A 20,363-nucleotide genomic window follows, 5' to 3' on the forward strand; every position below is an offset into this window, starting at 1 on the left:
AGTGCTGCGAGGTTACCGGATTCGCGCAAGGGAAGAAAGAGGCCCGGCAACCCAGCGCGACGCCAAACGTAAGTCAGGAATATGAATTCCTCGAGGAGACTGCCATGAACCTTCGTCACCGCACTCCCCCGATCCTCCTCTCGCTACTCCTGGCGGCCTCTGCCGTCACCGCCCAGGCCACCCCTTCGGACGACCAGCCGAGGCCCTTCGCCGCCAACCCCGCCATCGAAGAGGCGACCCTGGTGATCGCGCGTGCCCCGGGCACCCAGCTCAGGCGCCTGGAGCGCGTCGTCGACCGCATCTTCTCCAAGAAGCACGGTCTCGGCTTCGAGTACGCCAGCCACCCGACCTTCACCGCGGCCGAGGCCTTCGAGCACGGTCGCGGCAACTGCCTGTCGTTGGTCAACCTGTTCGTCGCCATGGCGCGCAGCGCCGGCATTCGGGCCTACTTCGTCGAGGTCGAAGACTTCGAGACCTTCCACCGGGTGGGCGAGTCGGTGGTGCGCTCGACCCATGTCGTCGGCGGAGTCACCCTCGACGGCCGGCTCGAGACCGTCGACTTCTATCCCGGCCGCGAGAAGTCCTACCGCAATATGCGCATCATCTCCGACGACCGCGGAGCGGCTCACTACTACAACGCGGTGGCCGCCGAAGCCATGCTGACCGGCGACCTGGCGGCCGCAGAGCCCCTCTTCCGGCGCGCCCTGGCCCTCGATCCGACCCTCATCGAGGGCTGGAACAACCTCGCCTTGCTGGCCCAACGGCACGGCCGCACCGTCGAAGCCATCGCCCTGGTCGAGAAGGCCCTGCAGCAAGATCCGGAGTTCCTGCCGGCGATCGAGAACCTCTCCGGCCTCTACCGGGTCGCCGGCCGCACCGCCGAGGCGCGGGCGACCACCGCCCGCGTCCTCGAGCTCAAGACGCGCAACCCCTTCTACCTGCTGGATCGCGCCCGCGAGCACTTTGCGGCCGCCGATCTCGACACTGCCGATCGCCTCCTCGAGCGCGCCGGCCGGATCGAAAAGCGCATCTCGGAGATCCACTTGCTGCGTGGCCGCATCGCTCTGGTGCGCGGCGACGAGAAGAAGGCCAACCGGCATTTCGCCCGCGCCGTGCGCTTCGCCGACGAACGCCCCCGGCTCTTCCAGCAGAATCTCGAGGGCAAGGTGGACAAACTCCTTCTCGCAAGCCGCTAAGGGCAGGTCGGGAAGGCGCCGGTGTCGAGGATCGGTGGGAAGGGTTGGTCGAGGGTGGTGACGCGGAACCAGGTGAAGTCGCGCAGAGTATCGGTTACGGTCAGTGAGACCTCGAGGTTGGTGAGACCCGAGGCGAACACCCAGTAGCGATTGAATGGCGCCACGCAGGCGTCGTTGACCTTGATCACCGCCTCGACGTTGTCGGGATCGAAGAACCACAGGTAGGCGGTGTCGTCGGTGAGCCGCTCGACCCGCGCCTGGCCGGTGCTGTCGTCGGGCTTGCGCCAGCTCGCCTCGACGCGGAAGCGCCCGCCGTTGAGGCACTTGGCGGTCGCACTCTCGATACAGCTCGAGAACTGCAGCTGGAGGTTGTCGAAGTGGCCATCGAAGGCGACGCCGTTCTGCTGCAGGACATTGAGATCGACCCGTAGGGACCGGGATCCCGGCGGCGCCGTGGCGCGCAGCGATTGCTCATGCCACTGACCGGGGGTGCCGCGGAATCCCAGACTGACGCCGCTGTCGAGCGGGTTGCCGCCGAGCTGGCCACAGGCCGTATCCGGGAAAAAGTTCATGGCGACATAGACGTCGTCTCCAAAGGCCACGCCGGTCGGCGCCCAGGTCTCGGCGGTCAGATCGAAGACATCCCCAGGGCTGATCAGCGTGACGCACTGGAAGACCCCGGTGGGAATTCCGTTCTGGCCACCGCTCGGAATCCGGACCGAGCCGGAAGCCACTTGACCTTGGGCGTCGAAGGCCGACCAAGAGAAGGGATCTCCCCCGATGCCGGTCCAGCCGCTGACCCCCGAGTCGAAGCTTCCGTTGTCGAGGAGGAGCCGCCCCGCCGCCACCGGTGAGCCAATGAACCCAACGACGAGCAAGACGAGGAGTGCAAGCAGACACGATCGAGCAGCCATGGCGAGTCTCCTTCAAGAGCTCGACACCAGCAAAAGGCCGGCGTCGGGAACCTGAAGGGGCAATCCCCATGCCATTCCGGGGGAGCTCCGAAGGGAGTCCGTAAAGGACTCTGCAACAGCCATTTGCCCGGCGTCGACGAGAGTTCCCGTCGACTCCGCGGGCGGCTACCTCTCTCGATCCCGAGAGGGCCGTTCTCAGACTTGAGAGCAGACCGGCATCGGCTCACGGGATGCTCCTTGCTAGGATGGGGCATCCAATCATTGCTTGTGGAGGGAACTATGTCTCAACGAACGTTGTTGGCGACGATCGTCGGTGCACTGGTGCTGTTTGTCCTCGGATTCCTGGTCTACGGCATGGCGCTGGCGGACTACTTCGCCGGTCAGGGCATCGAGACCCTCGATGAGCCCATTCTGTGGGCTATCTTCCTCGGCGAGCTCGCCATGGCCGCCCTGCTCACCTTCATCTTCGTTCAATGGGCCTCGATCAGTACCTTCGCCGGCGGCTTCAAGGGCGGCGCCATCGTCGGTGGCCTGGTCACCATCGCCTTCGGCATGATTCAGATCGGCGCCATGGGCGCCAACTTCGCTCCGATCGTGGTCGATTTGGTGATCTCGGTGGTGCGCGTCGGCCTTGCCGGCGGTGCCATCGGCGCCATGCTGGGCCGCAAGTAGCGTGGGTCGAGTGTCGGGAGCGATCCTGTGGCAGAATCCGCGCCCATGATCGCTCCTGACGCCGCCATCGAACGTCTGCGCGCCGGCAACCGGCGCTATTGCTCCTCGCCGGTCGAGGCCACGGCCAGGGACCACGGTCCGCGGCGCCGAGAAGTCGCGTCGGGTCAGCAGCCATTCGCCGTCATCGTCGGCTGTGCCGACTCCCGGGGTCCCCCGGAAATCATCTTCGACCAGGGCTTGGGCGACCTCTTCGTCATCCGCATCGCCGGCAACCTGGTGACCTCCGCCGCCCTCGGCAGCGTCGAGTTCGCCCTCGGCGCCCTCGGCGCCCGGCTGGTGGTGGTGCTGGGCCACAGCCGCTGTGGGGCCGTCTCGGCGGCCCTCGCCGAAGCGCCACCGGCGAGCCGCGATCTCGCCGCCCTGGTCGCTGAGATCCGCAGCGGATTGGGCCGACGGACGGCAGATCCGACCGCCGCCGTGCGGGCCAACGTCGAGCATCAGGTCGAACGCCTGCGCAGCCACTTCGGCGGCAGCGAGCCGGCGGACCTGGTCATCGTCGGCGCCGAGTATGACCTCGACAGCGGCGCCGTCGAGTTTCTCGCCGACGACTGAGCCGGGCCCTTGGGGCGAGAGGCTACTCGCCTACCTTCGCAGGCTCCAGATCAGCGGCCAGCGGCACCGCCGCGGGCAGACGGAACAATCGATAGGTGGCCGCGAGGGTGCCGTGGTCCTCGCCCGCGGCGAGGGCCGCGAGCACCGGCTGCCAACGAAGCGCTTCCCGGCGCAGGGCGGGCCGATCCGCCGGGCTCGAATCGAGCAGGGCCGGCACGAGCTGCTCGGCGAGGACGTTGACCGCGTACCAGCCCGGCTCGAGGCGCGCCGCCGGCCGCAGCAAGCGGGCTTGGGGAGCATAGGCCGCGAGCACCTTCGCCTCGAGGCCGGGGTGCACCACTCGCAGCTCACCGAGGGCTCGCCGATCGGCCTCGCGGCCGAGCTCGGCGAGGTTGAGTCGGTAGTCCAGATTGCTCGCCGAAAAGGCCAGGCGGGTGGGATTGCGCTCTCCCAGCCACCAGGTGTTGGTGGCACCGAGCCAGAAGGGGGCCAACACCACCAGCTCGCAAGCCAGCAGGGCGACGACCGCCGTCGCCCAACGGCGCCTCCGCCCGAGGAATCCCACCAGCGGCAGGTAGAGCAGGGGCAGGATCGGCAGCAAGTGTCGAATGCCGATGTTGTAACTGCTGCCGGCCGCCGCCGCCAGGTAGACCCCCAGGGTCGTGGCGATGAGCCCAGCGATCCGCCAGTCGCCCCGGAGCTCGTCCGCTGACCGCCCGGCGCGAAGCCGCCAAACCAACGCCCCAAGAGCGAGAATCAGGAGCACCCAGGGGGTCTTGACCAGCAAGAGGGTGGGGAAATACCACAGCCAGCCATCGGGTCGAATTCGCCCGAAGGCGTAGCTCGGATAGACCCCGAGATCGTTCTGGACAAGAACTCCCAGCAAACCGGTCAGCCACTGGGCCACCGCCGGGTCGACGCGCTCGATCGTCAGCAGGGCCGACTGCCAGGGCTCCAGCCGGTCGCCGACGATCACCGAAGCCCGACCCTCACTGTAGAGGCGCAGGGTCTCGCGCCCGGCCTCGCGGTCGTAGCTCCAGTTGGCGATGCCGTAGAAGAAATGGACAAACAGCGCCGCCACCGCCAGAGCGGCCGCCAAGCGGCCGAGGCGCCGGCCGAGGGAGCCACCGCCGAGCCACACCCCGAGCAATGCCGTCGGCACCAAGAGCACGCCCGAGAACTTGCCACTCAAGGCGAAGCCGAGGGCGGTTCCGACGAGCATCGCGGTCTCCCACGGCGGCCGCCGCAGGCCACGGATGGACAGCCAGACGACCAGCACCGCGCCGAGGCTGACGGCGACATCGGTCTGCAGCAAGAAGAGATTCGGAAAGACCCAGGCCGTGCCGGCGAGCAACAGCGGCATGATGCGCCGGCCCCAGCGATAGCCCATCTCACCGGCGAGGGCACCGCTGGCCAGCAGCCAGGGCACGGCGAACAACAGCAGCATGGTCCAACGCGCTCGGCGGGTGACCCGTTCGAGGCGGGCCGGGTCTTCATAGAGGCGCTCGAGGGCCGGCAAGGCCTCGGCGGCATCGACCGGCTCGGGCCAGGGATCGTCCTCGAGCAGCAACGGCCAACCCATCGCCAGCTTGGCCATCGGCGGATGCTCGAGGTTGACCAGGTTCTGGCCGCGATGCAGGGCCTGGGATCCAGCGAGGAGGTGGAACGAGCCATCGCTCGACAGGGACAGGCGATCGATGCCGACGGCCGCCAGCACCAGCATCAGCCCCCAGACCCCCACCAACCAGGCCCCCATCAGCCGGGCCGCCGGCGCGAGGCGCCCGCCGCCACCGGCCCCCGACAGGCGCGGGCGGGGCCGCTCGACGACCGGCCCGGTCACGCCGCCATCGGCCGGTTGGGGCGCACCCCGCGCAACACGTCGATGGCCTCGGCGAGCCCTTCGAGGCTCAGCTCGTACATCGGAAACACATGACGAATGAGATCGATGCTCGGTGCCTGCCAGATGCGCTGCGGCTCCGGGTTGAGCCAGACCGAATCGGGGCAGCGCCGCCGGATGCGCTGAAGCCATCTCAAGCCGGTGTCGTCGTTGTGGTGGAAATAGTCGATCGCGCCGCCAACATGGGTCAGCTCCCAGGGAGCCATCCAGGCATCGCCGACGAAAATGACCGACCAGCGCTCGTCGAGCTGCTTGAGGCGATCCGCCGTGCGCTCGCCGTGGCCTTGGGCCATGTCCGTGTAGAGACGCTCGTAGACGCAGTTGTGGAAGAACCGGACCTCGAAGCGCTTGAAGTGCTGGGCCGCGTGGGCCGCCGTGAACAGGCGCTCGCAGAGCGCCGTGTGGGGATCCATCGAGCCCCCGACGTCCATCAGCAGCAGGAGCTGGATGCGGTTGCGCCGCGGCGGCGCGAAGACCAGATCGATGTCTCCCCCGCTGCGCGCGCTGGCATCGACGGTGGCTTCGACATCGAGCTCCTCGGGCCCCTCGTCCTGGCCCAGGCGGCGCAGCCGGCGCAGGGCCATGCCGATCTGCCGGCTATCGAGGATGCGATCCCCGCGCAAGTTGCGGAAGCGCCGTTCGCCGGCCACCTGCACCGCCGAGCGGCCACCGCCGGGACCGCCGACCCGCACCCCGGTGGGATGGCGGCCGCCGTGGCCGAAGGGCGACGTGCCCCCGGTGCCGATCCAGCGATTGCCGCCGTCGTGCCGTTCCTGCTGCTCCTCCCGACGCTCCTCGAACAGGCGCTTCAGGTCTTCCAGCTCGAGGCCGTCGGGCAGCGCCGAAGCGAGATCCGGCAGCTTGGGATCGGCCAACCAGGCGAGGAGCTCGTCGTCGACCTCGAACTGATTCTCGACGCCGTGGAAAAAGGTCGCGAAGGCGCGATCGTAGAGATCGAAGTCGACCTCTCGCTTGACCAACAGGCTGCGCGCCAGGGAGTAGAAGGTGCGCAGATCGGCGCGGCTGTGGCCGAGGGCCAGGGCGCGCATCAGGGACAGCCACTCGGTGAGGCTGACCTTGAGGCCGCAAGCGCGCAGAAAAAAGAAGAAATCGCTGAACATCGGGGCCTCGCCTCAGTTGTAGGCGCGGCGTTGCTGCACCCGCAGGACCGATTCGAGATCCGACTCGCGCTTCAACAGCACGCCGAGGAACGGCAGCTCCTGCTCCAGGGTCTCCGCCGCCACCCCACCCCGGCGCAGGGCGGCGATCCAGTCGATCAGCTCACTGGTCGACGGCCGCTTGCGCAGGTCCGGCAGGTCGCGCAGCCAGAAAAAGCGCAGCAGCACCTGCTGCAGCAGCTCGGCTTCGACATCCGGATGGTGGATGCGCACCACCTTCTCCATCGCCTCCTTGTCGGGAAAGGCGATGTAGTGGAAGACGCAGCGGCGCAGAAAGGCATCCGGCAGCTCCTTCTCGTTGTTCGAGGTGATGATCATCACCGGTCGCTGCTGAGCGCTGTGCACCTCGCCGGTCTCCTGCACGGTGAAGGTCATGCGGTCGAGCTCGTGCAGCAGATCGTTGGGAAACTCGAGGTCCGCCTTGTCGATCTCGTCGATCAACAACACCACCCGCTGGCCGCTGGTCAGGGAAGCGCCCAGCGGCCCGAGCTTGATGTAGCGGCTAACGTCCGAGATGTCCTGGTCGCCGAAGCGGGCGTCGTTGAGGCGCTGCACGGTGTCGTAGACATAGAGTCCATCCTGCGCCTTGCTGGTCGACTTGATGTTCCACACCAGCAGCTCCATCACCAGACTCTCGGCGATGGCCTCCGCCAGAACCGTCTTGCCGGTGCCCGGCTCGCCGCGCACCAGCAGCGGCTTCTCGAGGGCGATGGCGACGTTGACGGCATCGCGCAGCTCGCCCGAAGCGAGGTAGGTCTCGGTTCCCGTAAACTGTTGAAATCCCATAGGAGCTCCTCCGAAAATGGCCGCCAGTGTACACGACCGATCCGTCCCGCTGATGGCGCCGGATTTGATCTTGGAGGCCAGGTCCGCCCCGCGCAACGAGAAGGCGGCGAGAGAGCCTCGACGACGATGAGAAGAATCCTGCCCAGGCTCGCCCTGCTCGCCCTGCTGATGCCCACCATCGCAGCCGCCGACAAACCCACCGAGGCGGCCTTCGAGGGCCTCGACCTACGCCTGCGAGAGACCGCCGTCGGCACCACCCTCGCCCTGCCCCAGTTCCGCGTCTACGATGCCGCCGGCCGCCTGGTGATGGATTACGAAGGCTACTCGAGCGAATTCCCCTTCGCTCTGGAGGCGGTCCTCGACGCCCCCCAGCCCCTCGACTCGCCGCGCCACCTCGAGTTCGAGCTCGCCACCCTCGAAGGCCCCCAGGGCGAACCTCTCCCGGAGCTCCCCGAGGCCGACCTGGTGCTGGTGAAGTACTCGGCCGTCTGGTGTATCCCGTGCCATGCGATGGCGCGCGATCTCGATCAGGTCCTGGCCACCGAGCGCGACCTGAAGGTGCTGGTGCTCAACGTCTCCGCCGACCACATCGAGCTATAGGCCGACCTCTGCAGTAATTCCTGCAAAGTTATAATGGCCCCGTGCGGCCTCGCCGGTCGCCCCATCGGAGCCGACGAGCCGCTATGAGCCCCCGTTTATTCACCTCAATACGCAAGAGCTTTCTTCCGCTCTTCCTCCTGGCAGGAGCCCTTGCCTTCGTGCCCGCTGCCGCGGGCCAGGGCGACGAGGAGCTGCGCGATCTCAGCCTGGAGCAGCTCCTCGACCTCGAGGTGACCTCGCTGATGAAGGTTCAGGAGCCGGCCTTCCAGGTGCCGGCGGCGGTCCACGTGCTGACCGCCGAGGACATCCGGCGCTCCGGCGTGCGCACCCTACCCGAGCTGCTCCGCATGGTGCCGGGTCTGCACGTCGCGCGGGTCGACAGCAGCCGGTGGGCGGTTTCGGCGCGCGGCTTCAACCGCGAGAACTCCAACAAGCTGCTGGTGCTGATCGACGGACGCGACATCTACACGCCGATCCTGTCGGGCGTCTTCTGGGACGTTCAGGGCCTGCTTCTCGAGGACATCGAGCGCATCGAGGTGAGCCGTAGTCCGGGCGGCACGCTGTGGGGCGCCAACGCCGTCAATGGCGTGGTCAATATCGTCACCAAGAGCGCCTTCGAGACCGTCGACTCACTGCTCACCATCGCCAGCGGCGCCGAGGAGCAGCTCTTCACCGAGGTTCGCCTCACCGGCGGCAAGGGCTCGAGCGCCTGGCGGGTGTTCGCCCAGGGCTTCGACCGCGAGGGCTTCGTCGACCGCGACGGCGCCTTCGCCGGCGATCGCTGGCGCGGCCTGCGCGGTGGCTTTCGCTGGGACCGCTCCTTCGCCCGCGGCAGCCTGACGGTGCAGGGCGACGTCTTCGACACCACCGCCGAGGGGCAGGTTCAGATCGCCACTCCGGAGCCCCCCTTCCAGCGCCTGCTGCCGGATGGCAACAAAGCCGATGGCGGCTACCTGTTGACCCGCGGTGAGCGCAACCTGACCGGCGGCAGCCGCCTCGAGGCACGCCTCTACTACGACCGCAACCGGCGCACCAACCCGACCTCGACGGCGACCCATGATCAGTTCGACATCGAGGTTCAACACAGCGGACCGGCCAGCCGTCGCCATCGCTGGGTCTGGGGTGCCGGCTATCGCAGCAGCGACGACGACCTCGACGGCTCCTTCGTCTACTCCCTCGATCCGGAGCGGCGGCGGACCGAGATCTTCAGCGCCTTCGCCCAGGACCGCTGGGCGCTGATCCCGGAACGCCTCGTGCTCACCGCCGGCACCAAGCTCGAGCACCACGACCTCAGCGGTTTCGAGGTTCAGCCCTCGCTCCGGCTGGCCTGGTTCCCGAGTCCGCAACAGACTCTCTGGGGAGGCGTCTCGCGGGCTGTCCGCACCCCCAATCGCACCGATTACGACGGCCACTTCACCTTTTCCGTCCAGCCCACCAATCCGCCGACCTACGTCTCCTTCTTCGGCGATCGCGACCTCGATCCGGAATCCGTCGTCGCCTGGGAGGTGGGTCATCGCATCCGGCCCAGCAGCGGCCTGAGCTTCGACTCGACGGTGTTCTTCAATCGCTATCGGGACCTGGTCTCGTACCGCGTCGGCACTCCCTTCTTCGACACTCCGCCACCGCGCATCACCGTTCCCATCGTGCCCCTCAACGGCAGCGAAGCCGAGGCCTGGGGATTCGAGCTGAGCGTCGAGTGGCGTCCCATCGAGCGGCTGCAGCTTCAGGGCAGCTACTCCTTCCTCGATGTCGACATCGAGATCACCTCGCCGCCCGCCGAGAGGCTGATCGAGGGCGGCAGCTCACCGCGCCATCAAGCCGGCGTGCGCTCCTTCCTCGACCTCCCCGGCGGCCTGCAGCTCGATGCCTTCCTCTACTGGGTCGACCGCCTGGAGAGCTTGGCGGTGCCGAGTTACTTCCGCACCGATCTGCGTCTCGCCTGGCCCCTGAGCCCTGACCTCGAGCTCTTCGCGGTGGTCGAGAACGCCACCGACGACCAACATCTCGAGTTCATCTCGAACACCGCCAGCCCGGTACTGACGGAGATCGAACGCGCCTTCTCGGTGGGAGCGACATGGCGTTTCTGAGGTCGCTCCGGAGCTTGCCGACGCTCGACCTGGCCATTGGGCTCCTGGCCCTCGGCCTGGTGGTCGCCGCGGCCCCGGCCGGCGCCCAGAGCTACACCGCCGGCGGCGTGCGTGCCGAGATCATCTACAAGATCCTGACCTTCGCCGACTGGCCGGTGCACTCCCGGCCGGCCGAAGGCGAGCCCTTCTGCCTCGCCACCCTGGGTTCCGATCCGCTGATCGCCTCCCTCGGCAGCGCCCTGCGCGATCGCACCCTCGGAGGTCGTCCGATTCGCCTGGTGACGGCGCGCAGCGCCGACGAGGTGCTCGACTGCCAGGCGCTCTATTTCGGCCGCCTCGGTCGCGACGAGATGGAAGAGGCCTTCCGCTCCCTCGCCGGCCGGGGCATCCTGACCTTCGCCCAACAACCCGATTTCCTGGCCCGTGGCGGCATGATCTTCCTGCCGCCGCCGGGTGGCGAGCACGGCATCGAAGTCCACCTCCCCAACACCCGTCAGGCGGACCTCCACCTCAGCTCGGAGCTGCTGCGCATGGAGAGGGTGCGGGTGGTGCAGCGGCCCCCGCCGAGCTGATGCCCTTTTCGCTCGAAGGGCGCCTGCGCCGAATCGCCCTCGGCACCAGCCTGGTGGCGGCGATCGTCGCCTGCCTGGCCCTCGCCCTGTTCCAATTCCTGAGCCAACGGAACGAGTTGATCGAGGCCTACTCGGTGCAGGCGGAGATGGTCGCGAAGCACAGCGCCGCGGCGCTCGTCTTCGGCGACCGGAGGACCGCCGACACCACCCTCGATGTGCTCCAGGCGGATCCCAGCATCCTCGGCGGTTGGCTGTTCGACTCCCAGGGCGGGCTGTTCGCCAGCTATCCGGCCGCCTCTCCACCGCGCACCTCGGATCTGACCACCGGCCATCGCTTCACCTTCTCGCACCTGGCCGTCGCCCATGCCGTCGAGCACGATGGGGAGATCCAGGGGCACATCGTCCTGCTCGCCGACCTGCGTCCTCTCTGGCTGCGCCTCTTCGGCTTCGCCCTCGCCGCCACCGCCGCCCTCGGCCTGGCCTGGCTACTGGCGCGACGGCGCCTGGCGAGCCGCCTGCCAGCGGAGCTCCTGCCGATCCGCCGCCTCGCCGCCACCGCCCGCTCGGTTTCCATGGACCGGGACTACTCGGTGCGCGCCGCCGCCACCAGCGGCGCCCAGGAGGTCGACCTCCTGGTGGATGCCTTCAACGACATGCTGGAGACCATCGAAGGCCGCGATTCGGATCTCGAGAAGGCCCGCAGCGGCCTCGAGGTGCGGGTCGCCGAACGCACCCAGGAGCTGCAGCGGGAGGTCAACGTGCGTCAGGCGGCGCAGGCCAAGCTCGAGCTGGCGCGAGACGAAGCCGAGGCCGCGGCGCGCGCCAAGAGCGAGTTCCTGGCCAACATGAGCCACGAGATTCGCACCCCGATGAACGCCGTCATCGGCATGACCGGCCTGCTCCTCGACTCGCGCTTGACGGACGACCAGCGCGACTTCTGCGAGACCATCCGCACCAGCGGCGAGACGCTGCTGGCGGTGATCAACGACATCCTCGATTTCTCCAAGATCGAGTCCGGCCGGCTCGAGCTCGAGCGCAGCGCCTTCGATCTCAAGGACTGCATCGAGGCGGCGATCGAGATCGTTTCCGGACGGGCCGACGAGAAGAGCCTCGGCGTCACCTACCTGATCAACGGGACTCCCCCGACGCCGGTCTACGGCGACGTCACCCGCCTACGCCAGGTGCTGGTCAACCTGCTCGGCAACGCCGTCAAGTTCACCGAATCGGGCGAGGTCGTGCTGGAGGCCTCCGGACGGTTTCTCACCAGCCCCGAGGGCGCGACCGGCGAGGCCCAGCCCTACGAGGTGGAGATTCGGGTGCGGGACTCGGGCATCGGAATCCCGCCGGACCGCCTCGCCACCCTCTTCGACAGCTTCTCCCAGGTCGACCCCTCGACCACCCGACGCTTCGGCGGCACCGGCCTGGGCCTCGCCATCAGCCGGCGCCTGGTGAACATGATGGGCGGCCGCATCGAGGTCGAAAGCGAGGTCGGACGCGGCTCGACCTTCACCTTCTCGGTGCTCCTGACGGCCCCTCGCGAAGGCCTCGAAGAAGGCGACGCGCAGCCCCGCTGGAGCGACCGCCGCCTGCTCGTCCTGGCCGCCCCCGACAGCGAGGGCCGCAGCCTGACCCGCCACACGGAAACCTGGGGCCTGAGCCATCGGTTGACCGACTCGGCCCACCAAGCTCTCCACTGGCTGCACGGCGAGAAGCCCTTCGACATCCTGTTGATCGACCCGCTAGGCCTCGACCTCGACCTCGACGAGCTGGTTCGAGAGGCCTCGACCCAGGCCATCTTCGTGCTCGGTCCGGCACCGGGACATCCGCAGGTCGCCTCGCTGCCGCGCCCGGCCAAGGTCTCGCAGCTCTACGATGCCCTCGTCGAGACCCTCGGTGCGCCGGCGGAAACAGCCCACCGCAAAACCCGCAGCTTACGCCTCGACCAACAGCTCGCGGAGCGCCTGCCGCTGCGCATCCTGCTGGCCGACGACAGCGTCATCAACCAGAAAGTGGCGCGCGCCATCCTGCGGCGCATGGGCTATGAGCCGGACCTCGCCATCGACGGCGTGACCGCCGTCGCCGCCGCCCTCGACACCCCTTACGACTTGATTTTCATGGATGTCCAGATGCCCGAGATGGACGGCCTCGACGCCACCCGGGAGATCCGTCGGCGGCTGCCGGCGGAGGACCAGCCGAAGATCATCGCCATGACCGCCGGCGTCCTGCCGGAAGACCGCCGCGCCTGCTACGAAGCCGGCATGGACGCCTACATCAGCAAACCGGTGCACGCCTCGGCGCTGCAGGACGTCCTGGCTCGGCACGGCCGCCAGGCGCTGCGCGACGGCTCTTCGAGAACCGACGGCCGGGGAGCCTCGCCGGGCTCCGACGAGTAAGGCTCACTGAATTTTCGGTCGAAAGCTCGGCAGGCGCAACGCTCGCCGAGCGCCCGCCTCAGGCGATCGCGGAACGCACCTCGTCGGCGCTGATCACCAGGCGGGTCTGCCCCTCGCTCTCGCTCAAGCCTCCGCTGTTCCAGGGATCGAACTCAAAGCGGTTGATCACCTTGCTGAAGACGTCGCGCAAGGCGCGGGCACCGGTTCGGCCTTCCTTGGTCGCCGCTTCCGCCACCAGGGCGGCCGCCAAGGGCTCGATCTCGAGATCGATCTCGAGGGTCTCGAAGAACCGACGGGAGCGCACATAGGGCGAGTCGTAGGAGTGCAGCAGAATCTCCTCCAGGACTTCCCGCGGCAGCTCCTTCATCAACACGATCTTGTCGAAGCGCGCCATGAACTGGGGCACCATGCCGTACTCGAACATGTCCTTGACCTTGAGGAACTCGGCGAGGCTGAAAATGGTGTCGATGCGAACCTTGCCGTCCGCCGTGCGACGTGCCTCGGAACGCAGCTTGACGCCGCTGCCGGGCTTCATGACCCGGTTGTAGACCTGATCGTAGAGTCCCTCGAAAGCGCCACCGCAGCAGAACATCATGCGCTCCGTATCGATCCGCAGGGTGACGTCCTGCTCGCGGCCATCGACCCAGGCGCGGGTTTGGTAGGCCACCTTCTCACCTTCCATCAGGGTCAGCAGACCTTGCTGCAGCACCACTCCCAGGGGATTGGGCTTGCCCCCCAGGATCGAGGTCATCTTGTCGATCTCGTCGATACAGACGGTCGCCCGCTCCATCGTTTCCTGGAGATCTTCGGCGGTCGGCTCCTGCCCCAACAGCAGCCGGGCCCGCTGCTCGATGCTGCGCAGCATGCGGTCGGGCCGGAACTCGGTGCGGTCGCTGTCGACCAGCAGGTTGGCGTTGAGGATGGTCAGCGCGCGATAGGGCCGATACTCGGGCACCGCATCATAGAGGCGCTGAATGTTGTTCATGATGGTCGTCTTGCCGGTGCCGGAGTTGCCGACCAGGAGGAGGTTTCCGGACACCCGCCCGGTGGTGTGCTTGTAGATCGCCACCGCGACGAAGCGCAAGGCTTCGTCCTGACCGAGCACTCCGCGCCGCAGCTCGGAGAAGATCTCCGTCGGGGGGATATCGCGCGTCCGGCGCAGCCCGGAGGCGCCCTCAGGCTTCGACTCGACAGCAGTATCCAGGTTCGCTTCCATCGCCTCTCCTCCGCCTTTCTTACGGATGCCGAAAGGAGGCCGTTTGGCCCCGTTTTCGGCGGCGCCACATCGTAGCATCGCACCGTTCGCCGCTGCGATCTCGGCGGGACGATAGAATCAGCGGGAAATTCAACGACGGAGGCTTCCATGGTTCCTCGCTACTTGCGTCCCCTCCTGGCCCTGATCGCCATCGCCGCTCTCCCGGCTGCGGCTCAGAACGAGCTCTTCATCGACCAGGTCGATGTCAACGTGGTCAACGTCGAGGTCTTCGTGACCGACCGCGATGGCAACCGCGTCGCCGGCCTTTCTCAAGAAGACTTCGAGATTCTCGAAGACGGTCGTGCGGTGGAGATCAGCAACTTCTACTCGGTCTCCTACCAGGACGCCTTCGCTCCGGCGCCGGAGCCCGGCCGCCGAGCCATGCCCCAGCCGCGGCGGGAAATTCCGCCGGATCAGCAGCTCCACCTCGCCATCTTCATGGACCACGCCCACATCTACCCCGCCTCGCGGCGCCAGATCCTGGAAGAGCTCGAAGGGTTCATCGAGGATCGCCTGATCGAGGGCGACAAGATCATGCTGGTCGGCTTCGCCCGCTCGCTGGAGATCGTCGAGCCCTTCACCCAGGACCACCAGCGCCTGCTGCGTGGCCTCGGCAAGATGAGCAAGGAAGCCGCCTACGGACCGATGATCGACGCCCAGCGGCGCCAAGCCTTCCGCTCCATGACGCTGTTCGCCGACGGTGGTGATCCGCAAGCGGCGGCGGCGAACATTCGAACCGCCCATGGCTTCGTCCGCAGCTATGTGCAGTCGGTACAGAGCGACACCCGCAAGGTCACCGAGTCGATCGAAAAGGTGGTGCGCTCCCTCGCCGGCCTGCCGGGCCGCAAGGCGCTGTTGTACGTCAGCAACGGCTTGCCGCAACGGCCCGGAGAGGAGGCCTACCAGTACCTGCTCGACATCACCGGCGCAGCGGCCCTGCGCAGCGCTTCGGTTTCGGGAGTCGGAATCGACCCCGCCCTCGAAGCCATCCGGGACGACGAGGCCCCCCTCTTCGAGCGCGTCACCCGCGAAGCCAACGCTCACCAGGTCACCCTCTACGCCCTCGACGCCGGCGGCAGTGGCGGCGGCAGCGGTCTTTCCGCCGACCTCAACCAGATCGACACCGGTGTCGGCGACAGCGGCCGCGTCACTCTCGATGCCCTGCGCGCCAACAACCTGCGCGAGCCGATGATCGAGCTGGCCGAGGCCACCGGTGGCGCTTCGGTGATCAACACCAACAACTTCGGTGACGGCCTGGCGCGGATGGCGGCCGACTTCGACACCTACTACTCCCTGGGCTACAACTCGCCGCGCGGCGGCGACGGCAAGTACCACAAGATTCAGGTGCGGGTGAAGCGCCCGGACCTGCGAGTTCGCCATCGCACCGGCTACATCGACAAGCCGCAAACGGAGAAGGTCGCCGACCGCACCCTGTCGTCGCTGCTACTCGACCTCGAGAGCAATCCACTGGGCATCGAGGTCGAGACCGGCGAGCCGGAGCTGCACGACCGCAACCGCTACCTGCTGCCGGTGCTGGTGCGCATTCCGATGCGCCAGGTGACCCTGCTGCCGAACGGCGACACCCAGGAAGGGCGGCTGCAGATCTACGTCGTGGTCAAGGACGAGAAGGGTGGCGTCTCGGATCTCCACCAGCATCCCTACCCGGTGTCGATCCCCACCGAGATGCTGGAGAAGGCCCGCCAGACCGATGTCGGCTATCTCGCCCGCCTCGAGCTCCTCTCCGGCAAACCGAAGATCGCCGTCGGCGTTTGGGACGAGCTCTCCGGCGAGGAGTCCTTCGTCCAGCGCAAGGTGCTGGTCGAACGGCCCCCGAAAGCCAAGAAAGGACGTTAGGCCGAAGCGCCGGCGTCGATGACCAGGGTCTGCCCGGTGATCGACGCCGCGTCGTCGGACAGCAAGAAGGCCACCGCCCGCGCCACCGCCGCCGCATCGACGCCGGCCTTCAGGCTTTCGCCCTGGCGCAGATGCTCGACCACCGCTTCTGGTAGCGCCGCGGTCATGTCGGTGGCGACGTAGCCCGGTACGACCGCGTTGACCCGCACGCCACGCCGCCCGACCTCGCGGGACAGGGCCCGCGTCATCGCCAGCAAGCCGGCCTTGGAGGCGGCGTAGACGGCCTGGCCGGCGACCCCGCGCAGGGCACCGAGGGACGACACGTTGACGATCGCGCCGCGGCGCCGCACCATCATGCCGCGCAGCACCGCCCGGCAGAAGCGGAAAGCGCCGCCGAGATTGGTGTCGATGACGCGATCCCAGTCGTCGTCGGAGGTCATGGCGAGGAGTCCTTCGTGGGCGACGCCGGCGTTGTTGACCAGGGCATCGACCGGACCGAGGGCGGCGACCACCTCGTCGACCAGATCCTCCGGCCGGCGGCGATCGCGCAGGTCGCAGGCGAAGGCGCGAGCCCGACCGGCGCTCTCGGACTCGATCCGGCGAGCCTCGGCCTCGCCGCTGCGATAGGTGAAGGCCACCGCGTGATCGGCCGCCAGCAGCGTCTCGACCACCGCTCGGCCAATGCCTCGGCTACCGCCCGTTACGAGGACCGTCGCTGACGCCATCGCGCTCCCTCCAGGCGCGCACCGACCACCGCGCGCGCAATTCTCAAGCTGTCGATCAGAGGACGATAGTGGCTGGTCGAGCGACCATCCGCAAATCCCAACCGAACCGGCACCGACACCACCGTCAGGCCAAGACGGGCGGCCCGCACCACCACCGCGCTCTCGGCCTCGAAGCGCGGCTCGGGAAAGCCGGTGGCTTCGATCAGCGACCGCGAGTAGAGCCGAAAGCCGCTCTGAATATCGCAGAACCGCCGGCCCGCCAGGATCGAGATCAGGCTCGACGAGCAGCGGTTGCTGGCCTTGCGCAGGCGGCTCATCTGAGCGAAGAGATGATCGCGGCTGCCGATCACCATGCCGACGCCCTCTTCCGCCGCCGCCAGCAAACGAGGAATCTCGCTCGGCAGGTGCTGACCATCCGCATCGAGCGTCACCACCGCGTCGCAGCCACGCCCGAAGAGGGCGCCGAAGGCGGTCTGCAGGGCGCGCCCCTTGCCCAGATTGCGCTGGTGGCGCAGGACTTCGGCGCCGGCCGCCGCGGCGACCTCGCCGGTGCCATCGGTGGAGCCGTCGTCGACCACCACCACACGCTCGAGAATCTCACGGCTACCGGTCACCACCGGCCCGACGCTGGCCGCCGCCTGGTAGGCCGGAATGATCGCCGCGACCTTCATCGCAGCGCCTCCAGCACCAGCCAGGAGACCGCGCCGCCGGCAGCGAAGGAGGTCACCAAGGCGCGCCGCGGCGACGCCAGCGGCGAGCCGTCGTGGGGCACCAAGGCGATCGCCGGATCGACCTCGCGGAAGCCTGCCGTCGGTCCGCAGGGGCAGCCCTCCATGGCGAGCACCGCGGCCGCCAGGAATGCGCCGCCGTACTCTCCGGTGACCCCCTTGGGGGCCAGCACCGGTCCCGGCACCGCCAGCCGGCGAAGGACCGCACCTTCGAGGCGGTCGCCGGCACGCGAACCGGAAGCCCCCGAGATCACCAGATCGAGATCCCCGGGCGAGAGACCGAAGCGCTCCAGGCCACGCCGGATCTGCGTCGCCAGCAACGCGTCGCCGCGGCCCCAGCCGCTGCGGCCGGCGGTGCCGTCAAATGCGCTTCCCCAGGCCGCCAGCCGCAGGCGACCACGCTCACCGGCGCGCTCCTCCGGCTCGAGCACCAGAACCGTGGCTCCCTCGCTGGCGATGAAGCCATTGCGACGGCGATCGAAGGGGCGAGCCTCCTCCACTCCGTCGCACGGCCGGGCGAGGGCGCGGAAGCGGTCGAGGACGGCGAAGATCAGGGGCGTCATCTCTTCCACCGCCGCCACCACCATGCGCCCGGCGCGGCCGGCGCGCAGCTCACCGGCGCCCCGCGCCATCATCAGCAGGGGGCTGGCCTCACGCTGACAAACGGTGAGGTTGGGACCGGCCAGGCGGCACTGGATCGAGATTTGCGCCGCCGGTGCGTTGGCGACGCACTCGGTGAAGAGGAAGGGCGACGCCGCCGCCGGCCCCTCGCCGAACACCTGGTCGAGGAGCCGCTCGGTGAAGGACATCGGGCCGAAGGCCGTCGCCGACACCACGCCGGTGTCGCGATCGGGCGTCTCCGGGAGGTCGTAGCCGGCTTCGTCGAGGGCCAGGCGAGCGGCGGTGACGGCGAAGCGCGAGGGCGGGCTCATGCGCCGACCGACGAGGGGCGGAATCCACTGCTGAAAAGGGACCGTCGGCAACCGGCCGGCGAGAGTCGCGGCGCCATCGCGAGGTGGCAGTCCCGCGAAGGGTTCCATCGGCCGGCGACTTCCCCGGCCCGCCGCCAGGGCGGCGGCGAGGGGTGCCCGGCCGACGCCCTCGGCACTCAGTACCCCCATCCCGGTGATGACGATAGAAGGTGGCGCCGAGCTCATGGGCGGGAGAACACCGCCGCGGCATTGCAGCCCCCGAAGGCGAGGTTGAGCGAAACCGCGTGCCGGCCAGCGACGGCGCGCGCCTCACCGGTCACCAGGGCGACCGGCAGCGCCGGATCGACGGCCCCGTCGCCGGGCGTCGGATGGACCTTGCCATGGACTAGGCCGAGCACCGTCGCCACCGCCTCGAGGCAGCCCGCCGAACCCAGCAGGTGACCGACGCAGGCCTTCGACGAGGTCACCGGAAGGGTCTCGGCAGCGCTTCCCAGAATGGCTTCGAGGGCGCGCCACTCGGCAGCGTCGTTGTGCGGCGTGCCGGTGCCGTGGGCATTGACGAAGGAAAGATCGTCGGCCTCGAGACCGGCATCGGCGATCGCTCGGCGCAGCGCTCGAGCGGCGCCCTCGCCCTCGGGCTGCGGCGCCGTCATGTGATGGGAGTCGCTGCTCGCTCCGCTGCCGGCGAGCAGCGCCAGGATCTCGACGTCGCGCCGACGGGCCGACTCGAGGGGCTCGAGCAGGAGCGCCGCTCCCCCTTCTCCGATGGAAAGGCCGGCCCGATCATCGCGAAACGGCCGACAGGGCCGCTCGTCGACGGAGCGCAGGCTGTTGAAGCCGCTGTAGGTGGTGCGGCAGAGGGAATCGGCACCGCCGACGAGGGCGGCATCGACTTCGCCGCTGCGCAGGGCGTCGAGGGCCAGGCCGAGGGCGAGGGTTCCGGAAGCGCAGGCCGACGATACGGTCTCGACGGGTCCCTGCAGACCGAGGGTCCGGGCGACGTTCTCGGCCGGGCTGCTCACCTGCTGGGAGACGAGCCAGGCGATTCCCGGCTGGTCGGAGCCCTCACCCGCGAAGCGCTCGAGGCCGCCGTAGAACTTCTCGCCTTCGAGCATGCCACCGGTGCTGCTGGCGAAAAAAGCCCCGACGGTGCCCTGCGGCAGACCACCGGCAGTGGCCTCGAGGGACGCCGCCAAGGCGAAGCGGTCGGCCCAGGCCAAGCGTCGCCAGTCGGCCACCTTCGCCGCCAGCTCCGCCGGCGCCGGCGGCACCTGGCCAGCGAGGTGAGTGGCGTAGGCGCTGTGCTCGAAGCGATCGAAGGGGCCGAGAGCGCAGTCGCCGGAGCACAGGCCGCGCCACAGCGGCTCGACGCCCCAGCCAAAGGCCGAAACGGCGCCCAATCCGGTGACGGCGACCGACGGTGAGCTCATGCGGGAGCGGCACCGGCCGCGGCTTTACGCTCTTCCACGAAGTCCGCCAAACGCCGGCAGGAAGCGAAGGCCTCCGGGTCCATCTCGTCACTCCGAATCTTGATCCCGTAGGCTTTCTCCATCGCGACGACCAGCTCGAGGGCATCGACCGAGTCGAGCCCCAGGCCTTCCCCGAAGAGCACGTCGTCGTCACCGATCATGTCCGGCGTCATGCCCTCGAGATTCAGGCTATCGATAATCAACTGCTTGACTTGAAGGATGGTATCCGCCATCTCTGACCTCCGAGGGTGGCTGCTCGCGCAGCGCCCTGAATGACTCCGAACCAAGCCTGCAACGCGCTTCGAGCGGGGCGCCGGTGGCGCCGGCCACCCGTGAAGGGGGCGTTGACGGCACCGGTATCCGCCGGGCTCGAGATCGCTCGACCAGTCATCAACCTGCCACAAGAGATTCGCGACCATGCAGCTCGGAGCCCGTGGAGTCCCCGGACCGACCTGAGAAAGGCGGCCGCCGCGGGCCCCACGGCGAAAGCCAG

General features: G+C 68.4%; 18 protein-coding genes. 8 read left to right on the forward strand and 10 right to left on the reverse strand.

The window, feature by feature from the left end; genetic code table 11:
• The first annotated feature begins 104 nt into the window (after positions 1–104).
• A complete protein-coding gene (locus AAF604_16800) occupies positions 105–1,196 on the forward strand; it encodes a tetratricopeptide repeat protein (GenBank protein MEM7051332.1) in 1,092 nt (363 codons plus the stop codon).
• Here AAF604_16800 and AAF604_16805 read toward each other — a convergent pair.
• Positions 1,193–2,110 carry a hypothetical protein gene (locus AAF604_16805; protein MEM7051333.1) on the reverse strand — a complete coding sequence of 306 codons (918 nt, stop codon included), beginning with the start codon at positions 2,108–2,110 and terminating at the stop codon, positions 1,193–1,195. The genes AAF604_16800 and AAF604_16805 overlap by 4 nt on opposite strands.
• A 279-nt stretch (positions 2,111–2,389) precedes the next feature.
• Between AAF604_16805 and AAF604_16810 the strand changes: the two genes are divergently transcribed.
• On the forward strand, positions 2,390–2,782 hold the full coding sequence (locus tag AAF604_16810; GenBank protein MEM7051334.1) for a hypothetical protein: 393 nt from the start codon (positions 2,390–2,392) through the stop codon (positions 2,780–2,782).
• A gap of 45 nt (positions 2,783–2,827) precedes the next feature.
• The gene (locus AAF604_16815; protein ID MEM7051335.1) at positions 2,828–3,394 is read left to right on the forward strand and encodes a carbonic anhydrase; all 567 of its coding nucleotides are present in this window, start codon (positions 2,828–2,830) and stop codon (positions 3,392–3,394) included.
• Positions 3,395–3,416: 22 nt separating this feature from the next.
• Here the strand turns inward: AAF604_16815 and AAF604_16820 are convergent, their stop codons facing one another.
• Genes AAF604_16820 through AAF604_16830 form a run of 3 tightly spaced genes read right to left on the reverse strand, consistent with a single transcriptional unit; the run spans position 3,417 to position 7,255 of the window.
• Complete coding sequence (locus AAF604_16820) at positions 3,417–5,234, reverse strand: hypothetical protein (protein ID MEM7051336.1); 1,818 nt, start codon at positions 5,232–5,234, stop codon at positions 3,417–3,419.
• Positions 5,231–6,412 carry a VWA domain-containing protein gene (locus AAF604_16825; protein ID MEM7051337.1) on the reverse strand — a complete coding sequence of 394 codons (1,182 nt, stop codon included), beginning with the start codon at positions 6,410–6,412 and terminating at the stop codon, positions 5,231–5,233. The genes AAF604_16820 and AAF604_16825 overlap by 4 nt, the downstream gene beginning before the upstream one ends.
• A gap of 12 nt (positions 6,413–6,424) precedes the next feature.
• The gene (locus AAF604_16830; protein ID MEM7051338.1) at positions 6,425–7,255 is read right to left on the reverse strand and encodes a MoxR family ATPase; all 831 of its coding nucleotides are present in this window, start codon (positions 7,253–7,255) and stop codon (positions 6,425–6,427) included.
• A gap of 126 nt (positions 7,256–7,381) precedes the next feature.
• On the opposite strand from AAF604_16830, the gene AAF604_16835 reads away from it, so the two are divergent.
• The 4 genes from AAF604_16835 (at position 7,382) to AAF604_16850 (ending at position 12,907) form a co-directional block, all read left to right on the forward strand.
• Positions 7,382–7,855, forward strand: a complete 474-nt coding sequence (locus AAF604_16835; protein ID MEM7051339.1) for a thioredoxin family protein — start codon at positions 7,382–7,384, stop codon at positions 7,853–7,855.
• A gap of 158 nt (positions 7,856–8,013) precedes the next feature.
• A complete protein-coding gene (locus AAF604_16840) occupies positions 8,014–9,942 on the forward strand; it encodes a TonB-dependent receptor (protein MEM7051340.1) in 1,929 nt (642 codons plus the stop codon).
• Between the two features lie 14 nt (positions 9,943–9,956).
• Entirely contained in the window at positions 9,957–10,514 is a 558-nt protein-coding gene (locus tag AAF604_16845) for a YfiR family protein (protein MEM7051341.1), read from the forward strand.
• Positions 10,514–12,907: an ATP-binding protein gene (locus AAF604_16850; protein ID MEM7051342.1), complete on the forward strand. Its 2,394-nt coding sequence runs from the start codon at positions 10,514–10,516 to the stop codon at positions 12,905–12,907. Before AAF604_16845 ends, AAF604_16850 begins: the two co-directional genes overlap by 1 nt.
• A 58-nt stretch (positions 12,908–12,965) precedes the next feature.
• On the opposite strand, the gene AAF604_16855 is transcribed toward AAF604_16850, so the two are convergent.
• Positions 12,966–14,123 (reverse strand): AAA family ATPase, encoded by a 1,158-nt coding sequence (locus tag AAF604_16855; protein ID MEM7051343.1) that lies wholly within the window; start codon positions 14,121–14,123, stop codon positions 12,966–12,968.
• A gap of 147 nt (positions 14,124–14,270) precedes the next feature.
• On the opposite strand from AAF604_16855, the gene AAF604_16860 reads away from it, so the two are divergent.
• A complete protein-coding gene (locus AAF604_16860) occupies positions 14,271–16,016 on the forward strand; it encodes a VWA domain-containing protein (protein MEM7051344.1) in 1,746 nt (581 codons plus the stop codon).
• On the opposite strand, the gene fabG is transcribed toward AAF604_16860, so the two are convergent.
• The 5 genes from fabG to AAF604_16885 are packed head-to-tail and all read right to left on the reverse strand — an operon-like array spanning position 16,013 to position 20,103.
• On the reverse strand, positions 16,013–16,741 hold the full coding sequence (fabG, locus tag AAF604_16865) for a 3-oxoacyl-ACP reductase FabG (GenBank protein ID MEM7051345.1): 729 nt from the start codon (positions 16,739–16,741) through the stop codon (positions 16,013–16,015). The genes AAF604_16860 and fabG overlap by 4 nt on opposite strands.
• Entirely contained in the window at positions 16,717–17,412 is a 696-nt protein-coding gene (locus AAF604_16870; protein ID MEM7051346.1) for a glycosyltransferase family 2 protein, read from the reverse strand. Before AAF604_16870 ends, fabG begins: the two co-directional genes overlap by 25 nt.
• Positions 17,409–18,626, reverse strand: coding sequence for a beta-ketoacyl synthase N-terminal-like domain-containing protein (locus AAF604_16875; GenBank protein MEM7051347.1), 1,218 nt, complete (start codon positions 18,624–18,626; stop codon positions 17,409–17,411). The genes AAF604_16870 and AAF604_16875 overlap by 4 nt, the downstream gene beginning before the upstream one ends.
• Positions 18,623–19,831, reverse strand: a complete 1,209-nt coding sequence (locus AAF604_16880; GenBank protein ID MEM7051348.1) for a beta-ketoacyl-[acyl-carrier-protein] synthase family protein — start codon at positions 19,829–19,831, stop codon at positions 18,623–18,625. The genes AAF604_16875 and AAF604_16880 overlap by 4 nt, the downstream gene beginning before the upstream one ends.
• Positions 19,828–20,103, reverse strand: coding sequence for a phosphopantetheine-binding protein (locus AAF604_16885; GenBank protein MEM7051349.1), 276 nt, complete (start codon positions 20,101–20,103; stop codon positions 19,828–19,830). Before AAF604_16885 ends, AAF604_16880 begins: the two co-directional genes overlap by 4 nt.
• Positions 20,104–20,363 lie beyond the last annotated feature (260 nt).

It is taken from the genome of Acidobacteriota bacterium (assembly GCA_039028635.1).
In the GTDB taxonomy this organism is placed as follows: domain Bacteria; phylum Acidobacteriota; class Thermoanaerobaculia; order Multivoradales; family JBCCEF01; genus JBCCEF01.

What these genes read in the sequence shown, in the direction of transcription:
- AAF604_16800 (MEM7051332.1), top strand. Translation starts at nt 105, where the DNA reads ATGAACCTTCGTCACCGCACTCCCCCGATCCTCCTCTCGCTACTCCTG.
- AAF604_16805 (MEM7051333.1), bottom strand. Translation starts at nt 2,110, where the DNA reads ATGGCTGCTCGATCGTGTCTGCTTGCACTCCTCGTCTTGCTCGTCGTT.
- AAF604_16810 (MEM7051334.1), top strand. Translation starts at nt 2,390, where the DNA reads ATGTCTCAACGAACGTTGTTGGCGACGATCGTCGGTGCACTGGTGCTG.
- AAF604_16815 (MEM7051335.1), top strand. Translation starts at nt 2,828, where the DNA reads ATGATCGCTCCTGACGCCGCCATCGAACGTCTGCGCGCCGGCAACCGG.
- AAF604_16825 (MEM7051337.1), bottom strand. Translation starts at nt 6,412, where the DNA reads ATGTTCAGCGATTTCTTCTTTTTTCTGCGCGCTTGCGGCCTCAAGGTC.
- AAF604_16830 (MEM7051338.1), bottom strand. Translation starts at nt 7,255, where the DNA reads ATGGGATTTCAACAGTTTACGGGAACCGAGACCTACCTCGCTTCGGGC.
- AAF604_16835 (MEM7051339.1), top strand. Translation starts at nt 7,382, where the DNA reads ATGAGAAGAATCCTGCCCAGGCTCGCCCTGCTCGCCCTGCTGATGCCC.
- AAF604_16850 (MEM7051342.1), top strand. Translation starts at nt 10,514, where the DNA reads ATGCCCTTTTCGCTCGAAGGGCGCCTGCGCCGAATCGCCCTCGGCACC.
- AAF604_16855 (MEM7051343.1), bottom strand. Translation starts at nt 14,123, where the DNA reads ATGGAAGCGAACCTGGATACTGCTGTCGAGTCGAAGCCTGAGGGCGCC.
- AAF604_16860 (MEM7051344.1), top strand. Translation starts at nt 14,271, where the DNA reads ATGGTTCCTCGCTACTTGCGTCCCCTCCTGGCCCTGATCGCCATCGCC.
- fabG (MEM7051345.1), bottom strand. Translation starts at nt 16,741, where the DNA reads ATGGCGTCAGCGACGGTCCTCGTAACGGGCGGTAGCCGAGGCATTGGC.
- AAF604_16870 (MEM7051346.1), bottom strand. Translation starts at nt 17,412, where the DNA reads ATGAAGGTCGCGGCGATCATTCCGGCCTACCAGGCGGCGGCCAGCGTC.
- AAF604_16875 (MEM7051347.1), bottom strand. Translation starts at nt 18,626, where the DNA reads ATGAGCTCGGCGCCACCTTCTATCGTCATCACCGGGATGGGGGTACTG.
- AAF604_16880 (MEM7051348.1), bottom strand. Translation starts at nt 19,831, where the DNA reads ATGAGCTCACCGTCGGTCGCCGTCACCGGATTGGGCGCCGTTTCGGCC.
- AAF604_16885 (MEM7051349.1), bottom strand. Translation starts at nt 20,103, where the DNA reads ATGGCGGATACCATCCTTCAAGTCAAGCAGTTGATTATCGATAGCCTG.